The sequence below is a fragment of the Flavobacterium sp. genome, from assembly GCF_043773265.1.
Classification (GTDB): Bacteria; Bacteroidota; Bacteroidia; order Flavobacteriales; family Flavobacteriaceae; genus Flavobacterium.
In genome coordinates this window covers 1-7,245 of the sequence record NZ_JAYVFH010000066.1, presented here as the reverse complement: position 1 = coordinate 7,245, position 7,245 = coordinate 1, and the positions used below count along the sequence as shown (strand labels likewise).

At 32.3% G+C, this 7,245-nt stretch carries 6 protein-coding genes; all 6 read right to left on the bottom strand.

Features of this window, described 5'->3' with window-relative positions:
* Window positions 1-377 (bottom strand): AI-2E family transporter (locus ACH2BO_RS03615; protein WP_395043392.1); only part of this gene is annotated, 377 nt, incomplete at its 3' end.
* A gap of 3 nt (window positions 378-380) precedes the next feature.
* Window positions 381-2,885, bottom strand: a complete 2,505-nt coding sequence (locus tag ACH2BO_RS03610; RefSeq protein ID WP_395043391.1) for a cation-translocating P-type ATPase — start codon at window positions 2,883-2,885, stop codon at window positions 381-383.
* A 100-nt stretch (window positions 2,886-2,985) separates the two neighbouring features.
* Window positions 2,986-3,393: a cytochrome C gene (locus ACH2BO_RS03605; protein ID WP_395043390.1), complete on the bottom strand. Its 408-nt coding sequence runs from the start codon at window positions 3,391-3,393 to the stop codon at window positions 2,986-2,988.
* Window positions 3,394-3,509: 116 nt separating this feature from the next.
* Window positions 3,510-3,764: a hypothetical protein gene (locus ACH2BO_RS03600; RefSeq protein WP_395043389.1), complete on the bottom strand. Its 255-nt coding sequence runs from the start codon at window positions 3,762-3,764 to the stop codon at window positions 3,510-3,512.
* 349 nt (window positions 3,765-4,113) lie between these two features.
* Window positions 4,114-5,127: a cbb3-type cytochrome c oxidase subunit II gene (locus ACH2BO_RS03595; protein ID WP_395043388.1), complete on the bottom strand. Its 1,014-nt coding sequence runs from the start codon at window positions 5,125-5,127 to the stop codon at window positions 4,114-4,116.
* Between the two features lie 9 nt (window positions 5,128-5,136).
* On the bottom strand, window positions 5,137-7,245 hold a 2,109-nt coding region (locus ACH2BO_RS03590; protein ID WP_395043387.1), incomplete at its 5' end, for a cbb3-type cytochrome c oxidase subunit I.

Sequence of the window (7,245 nt, the reverse complement as noted above, 5' to 3'; positions counted from 1 at the left end):
CGCTCATTTTTTAAAATTACAAATTGATCCTCAATAGAAATATTTAAATTATCAAAAATGTACTTTTGAATAGTTGTTCCAGTTTCAATTGCTCGTTGTTTTATTAATGCTAAATCATTTACCAATTCTGAAACTTTGGATCCTAAAACTGAAGTTACAATTAATATAACTAATAAAAAAGATGTCAAACAAAGAAATACAGCTATACTTTTAGGTAGTTTCCTGTTTTCCATCCAATTGCAAAAAGGCAAAAATAAAGTTGCTAAAATTCCACCAATACATAATGGCATCAAGAAATCTTTTGCAAAATATAATCCTGCAAAAATTAAAAATAGTACTGATAGTTTTTTTATAACTATTGACAAGGATGTTGACATAATTTAAACTGTTTTAAAATTCTGTTTTCCTAATTTTACCAATTCATACCAAATTACTGATATAAAACCAATGCCAATTGAAATTAACAATTGTCCAATATTCAAATGTTCAAAGGCAAAGAATTTTGTCAATGGTTTTACATAAAGCAACAATCCAGTAATGAAAATTGTAATTCCAATTATTATAGAAACCAAATTATTTTTATACCTCATCGTAGTAAAAATTGAATAATAAAAAGATCGATTTACTAAGGTTAAAAATATGTTGGCAGTGACTAAAACAACAAAAATCATAGTTCGTGTTACCTCTTCATTAAATCCAAAATAAATTGCATATTGATAACAAAACAATGTTCCAACAGTAATGACCAAACCTTGAATAATACTCGTTGAGAGTTCTTTCCAATTGAAAAAAGTGGTGGTAAAAGGTCTTGGTTTTTGAATCATCGTATTTTTTTCAATAGGTTCGTTTTCATAAACAATAGAACATGTTGGTCCCATTACCAATTCGAGAAAAATAATATGCACAGGCGAAAATATATTTGGATACATCCAACCCAAAGCCAACGGAATAAAGACGGTAAGAATTATTGGAATGTGAATAGAAATGATAAATTGAATGGCTTTTTTAAGATTGGAATATATTTTTCTTCCCATTGAAACGGCGTAAACCATTTTGTCTAAATCGTCGTTTACAATGATTAAAGATGCGGCTTGTTTGGCAATTTCTGTACCTTTTTTGCCCATTGCAATTCCGATGTGTGCAGCTTTTAAAGCTGGTCCATCATTTACGCCATCTCCAGTCATAGCAACAATTTCTTTATTTGATTTTAAAGCATTAATGATTCTTAGCTTGGCTTCGGGAAACATTCTTGTAAATAAATTTATTTCTAGTACTTTCTTTTTAAATTCTTTATCTGTCAATTTCATTAATTCGTCACCAGAAATACTGTTTTCAAAACCAACAAATCCTATTTGCTTCGCAATAGATGAAGTGGTTTCGGCATTGTCGCCAGTAATAATTTTAACTGCAATTCCGGCTTTGTAAAAATGTTGTAAAACGAGGTGTATGTTCTTTTTTGGTGGATCATAAAATGCCAATAATCCTTTGAATATAAATTTAAATTCTTGTTGTGTTTTTGGATAATTTTTTCCTTCAAATGTTGCTTCGCCAACTGCCAAAATCCTATAACCTTCGGTTGATAATGATTTTATAGCTTCTAAAATTTCTTTTTTTTCTTTTGCAGAAAGTTTAGAAATTGCCATTATTGCTTCACTTCCACCTTTTGCAGCAATAACTCTCTTACCAGATTTATTTTCAAAAATGTGCGTCATCATTGGCGGTTTGCCCGATAATGGATATTCGTGCACCATTTTAAAATGCGAGCGTTCGTCTTTTTTGCTAACTTTTGAATAGGTTTCGTGCAACGCGACTTCCATTGGGTCAAACGGAATAGATTCGCTTGCCCACATTGATAACGAAATTAATTCTTTTTCATCATCGCTTAGTTCGGTTTCTAAATCGGTTATTTTTTGAGATTTGAGCGTAAATATTTTCGCTAAACTCATCATGTTTTCTGTAATAGTTCCTGTTTTATCAATACAAATTACGGTGGCACTTCCTAGGGTTTCGACCGTTTTCATTTGCTTCACAATGATGCCTTTTTTCATCATTCGCCAAGCACCAAGTGCCATAAATGTGGTAAAGGCAATCGGAATTTCTTCGGGCAAAATACTCATTGCCAAGGTTAATGCTTTGAGTAAACTGTCAAATAAATTGTAGGATTTAAAATAATTAATTGCCCATACAATCAAAAAAACTATCGCACCAGCAATCGCCATTTTCTTTACAAAATTCCCAATTTGAATTTCTAAAGGCGTTTTTTCTTCTTTTATACTTTCGAGACTTTCGCCTATTATTCCCAATTTGGTTTTGCTTCCAATAGCTGTAACTGTTGCAATTGCTAATCCGCTAGCGACTGTTGTACCTTGAAAAATAGTATTTTCTTTTGACGATTTGTCTTTGATAACCGACATCGATTCTCCAGTAAGAATGGCTTCATTAACTGAAAAATCGTTTGAATGTACTATGGTTCCGTCGGCGGAAATTGAACTTCCTTCATCCACCAATAAACTGTCGCCAAGAACTAATTCTTCGGTTTTAATTTCAATGGTTTTACCGTTGCGAATGACTTTGCATTTGGGTTTTGTAAAATCTTTTAGTTTGGCTAAAGCGTTACGGCTTCTAGCATTTTGATAGGATGAAATTGCAGAAACTAATACAATTGCAGATGCTAAAAATATAGCGTCAGCAGTTTTTCCACTAATAAAATAGATAATGGAAGCGACCAATAATAAAAGAATCATTGGATCTTTAAGGAATTTTATAATCGCTTTTAAAAAATGATTTTCTTCTTTGAAAGTAACTGAATTTTGTCCGTTTTTAGTTCTTGAAAGAGTGACTTCACTATCAGTTAATCCTTTTATATCAAAATTAGTTGTTGTCATAATCCAAATAGTTTTTTCAAAATCAATAAAAAAAGTCATGACAAATTTAGAAAAATCAATTATTTCAATTTGAAAATATTATTTATCAATATATTATTATTTAATTTCCTCTTGTCATTTCAACTGTAAAATAATAAATAGCAAAACCAATAAAACCTATGATTATTGCCCAAAACCAAGCTGGTGTTGACTGCGGTGTTTCGCTTCCTTCGATTAAAAATTGTTTTTGATCACCTTTCCCATAGGCATTAATCATTATTGGAATTACACCATCAACAATATCATTATCGGAAATACCTTCAACCGCAATTGATGGTCCGTTTCTAACAAAAAATGGAATTTTTCGAATGCCTTCTTTTCCAGTTGGATCTTTACTCACAATTTTCAAAACGTGTTCACCATCGACTAGTTTTGTAGTATCTAATTCGAAATTTATCGGTACCGAAAACTCTCCAAAAGGTTGTATTTCTTCATCTAGAAATATAAAAACGGAACTGTTATTTTTCATCTGAATTTATTATTTATTTTTTATTGGAAGACCTGTCTGCCTACAGGCAGGTGGAACGCCATTATGAATTATTTTTCTTCTTGATAAAATTTTAGTTTTTGGCGTTTCATATGAATTTATTTAAAGATTGAATATTTAATGTGATCTTGATTATTTTCATTTGGTTTTATCAACCATTTTATCGAATATATTAAAGCAAAAACTGCAATAATCATTGTAATAACGATGCTTACATAATCCCAATTACTGTTTGGTCCAGAGCCGTGAACTATGCCACGCAACACTTTGGGTTGGTTTCTTTCGCAAACTGGACAGGCAAATGCTTTGATTTGGAATAGGATTAGGAATAAAGATGTGATTGCTTTTTTCATAATATATATGTTATTTTGACAATTATTTTTACACGAATTTTTACTAATTTATATTTTTTGAGTTATTTGTCATTTCGACGAAGGAGAAATCGCATTAGTTGCTCCAGTTATATGATTTCTCCTTCGTCGAAATGACAAAATATAACTACTGATTTTGTTTGCGTAAAGGATTACTTCACTATTATTTTATTTTTCATCGGTGTTCAGTGAACTTAGTTTGCAGTGTAAATCCTTTTTTTATACCTGACAGGTTTTTTTAAACCTGTCAGGTATAAAAAAAGATTGAAAACGAAAGCCTGACCGGAAATTGCGAAGTCACGAAGCAATCTCTGGTTACGCCCAAATTATTTTACTCTTCTGCTGACACTTTAATTTTTATAAAATTCATAATTTTTTTTATTTCTTCTGGTGTGACTTCACTGGCTTTATTTCCCCAAGAATTTCTTTCGTAATTAATGATTGCAGTTACATCGAATTCTGTAAAATTCATATTGGTTCCAACAGCCGCCATTTCACCATAATCGGCTCTTGCATTGTAACCATTCATAATAATATCAACATACAACTCGAGGTTTTCTCCAGTAACAACAGAACTTCCTTTTAAAGGTGGAAATGCTCCTTTTAAACCTTCGCCATTGGCTTGATGACAGGCAACACAATTGGCTTCATAAAGTGCTTTTCCATCAACTTTTTTATTTCCAAATTTTGAACTTTTAATGTCGCCAACTGCCTTTTTATATAGAAATTCTTGAGGTACAGTTCCGGTTGGCAAAGGAGTTTGTTTAAGCGAAAGAATGTAGGCAACCAATTGCAATGCTTCTTTTTTTGCGACTAATTTTCCTGCTTTTCCGTTTAGAAATTCGGCTGGCATACTAACTATTACATCTGTTTTTGAAGGATTTAATTTCATTTCAAAAAACCATTTGTAGGATGGCATTATCGATTGTTTTACAACGCTTCGAGGTTGGTACAAGTGCATTAAATTCCAATCTTTGCTTGCTTGACGGTTTCCGACATCGGTTAAATCTGGTCCTGTTCGTTCTGTTCCCATTAACGTTGCGGTGTTTTGCCAAATGCTAGTACGACCAATATTGGCATAATCGGCAGCCATTCCTGGACGAGAACCAAACATTTTATCCATTTCAACATTTCTAACTTGCTGAGAGTGACAACCTACACAACCTTCAGAAATATAAAGAAGTTTTCCTGCTTTGGCATCGCCAGAAAGTGGTTTGGTTTCAGGCAAAGGCAAGTTAGAATATTGGTTTTGAAAAGCTGGCATAATTACCGTCAAATATGTTAGAAATGCAAATAAAAGTCCGGCTGTGATGTATAATCGTATGTGATTGTTGAAAATATTCATAGCTGTAAATTATTTGGTTTGTTGTTCTAAAATTCGGAATGCTTCTTCTTTTACATCGACTTCTTCAACTTCTTTTGCAGTCATTCGGTAGAAATTAAAAGCAAAAATTAAATGTGAAATGAACATCAAACTTCCACCGATGGCGCGCCAAACCCAGAAATCAAACATTAATACTACACTATCAATAAACGGTTTTCCTTCCATCCACATTAAACCTCGAAACGTTGCTCCTATTGATAATGGAACGGAATAAAATAATAATCCGATGAATGCTAACCAAAAATGGACACCAACTAAATGTTGTGGTGGTTCTTTGCCAGTCAATCTTGGCATAACTACATACATTCCGCCCCAAAGTGTGAAAGTGATGATACCATAAAATCCTAAATGTGCGTGTGCTACTGTGAAATCTGTGAAATGCCACAATAAATTGGTGAATTTAAAAGCTTCTGCCGTGCCTTGCATCGAAACTAGAAAATAATAAATGACTGCCATTAGAAAAAATGGTAATGTATAACTTGTGGTTACTTTATGCCAATTACCTTTAAAAGTTGCTACAAAATTGATAGTTCCTGCAACCACAGGAATAATCATTCCGGCACTTCCAACAATGGCAACTGTTTGTAACCACCATGCGATTGGTGCGAAAATAAAATGGTGTGTTCCTATTATTGTATAGAAAATGATTTGTGTCCAAAATGCTAAAATCCCTAAACTATAAGCGTAAATTGGTTTATTAATTTGTTGCGGAATAAAATAATACAATAATCCTAAAGTGTAAAGCGTGAACCACATTCCAACTCCAGAATGCATAAAATATCCTTGAACAATTGTTTCGGAAACTCCATCTTGCCAGAATGGTAAATAGGCAGTTAAGGCAACAATTATTGTAAAAATGATAGAAGAAACAATGTACCAATTGGAAATATAAATTTCCTTTGTCGTTCGATTGGCAACTGTCATTATAAAATTGGCTAATGTTAAAATTAAGGCGACTGCAAAAAATGCCATTACTGGCCAAATGTATTCGCGAAATTCGCCACCACCATTATTGATGCCAGCCATTAAGCAGATTGTTCCGAGAATTACCATTAAATTGGTTAAGATTAAAGCAATCCAACCCCATTTGATGCTGTAAATTTTGGTATTGCTAACAATTGGAACGACATAATATCCTAGTCCAATCATACCTAATGATGCCCAACCCCAAAAAACTATGTTGGTGTGTACTGGTCGCAATCGTCCAAAACTCAACCAACTTGTGTGGTCAATGTCTGGTGCGACAAATTTTATTCCGAGATATTCGCCAATACCAGTTCCAACAACTAACCAAAACGTAGCACAACCAAAATACCAAATAATAAGTTTGGAAATGTTGGGTTCTAAACTTGGTTTTCGAACAGCTTTCTTTTTTAGAGAAATGAAATGTGTTTCATGTTTTTCACGAATGTTATTAAGAATACCGATTTTATCTTCGGCTTTTTCGGTTCCAGAAAGCTCATTGTTAGATAAATTGTAATCTAAAGCATGTTCGCGTTTTACTAGATTTTCTTCAATTTCTTGATCGTCTAACGCAACAATGTGAGCTGCAAAATCTTGAGCTTCGGCAATTTTTCCTTTATTGAGATAGGTTTTAACGGTATTATTGGCTTTTAGCATAGCAAAAATAACTCCTAACAAAATTGGAATTAAAATAATAATAACAGTGATAATAATTCCAGGTTGACTAAAAAAATTTTCTTTTGGATTACTTGGATCTTGTGCAAAAATGGTACTTGAAAAAAATAAAAAGGTAATAGTTTTCAGGATATTAGAATTGTTATTTTTTAACTTGTTGTTTTTTTTTAAATTGATGAATTTATGGATTTGATTTTTGCTTAAATTTTTTATATAATCAGAAAAATGGGTTTCGGTATTTAGCATTCTCCATTCTTCATTTTCTGTTACTTTATCTTTAAATTTTAGGTATAAAACTCCAATGAAAATTATTGCAGGAACCAAAATAACAATTAGTAAAAGCCACAATCCTAATGAATTTGAATCATCCGAAATTAAATTGGTTGCTTCTTGAGCAGTTAGATTATTGGAAAATAAAAAAGAAATTACGAAAATGATTAA

What these genes read in the sequence shown, in the direction of transcription:
- ACH2BO_RS03610 (WP_395043391.1), bottom strand. Translation starts at nt 2,885, where the DNA reads ATGACAACAACTAATTTTGATATAAAAGGATTAACTGATAGTGAAGTC.
- ACH2BO_RS03605 (WP_395043390.1), bottom strand. Translation starts at nt 3,393, where the DNA reads ATGAAAAATAACAGTTCCGTTTTTATATTTCTAGATGAAGAAATACAA.
- ACH2BO_RS03600 (WP_395043389.1), bottom strand. Translation starts at nt 3,764, where the DNA reads ATGAAAAAAGCAATCACATCTTTATTCCTAATCCTATTCCAAATCAAA.
- ACH2BO_RS03595 (WP_395043388.1), bottom strand. Translation starts at nt 5,127, where the DNA reads ATGAATATTTTCAACAATCACATACGATTATACATCACAGCCGGACTT.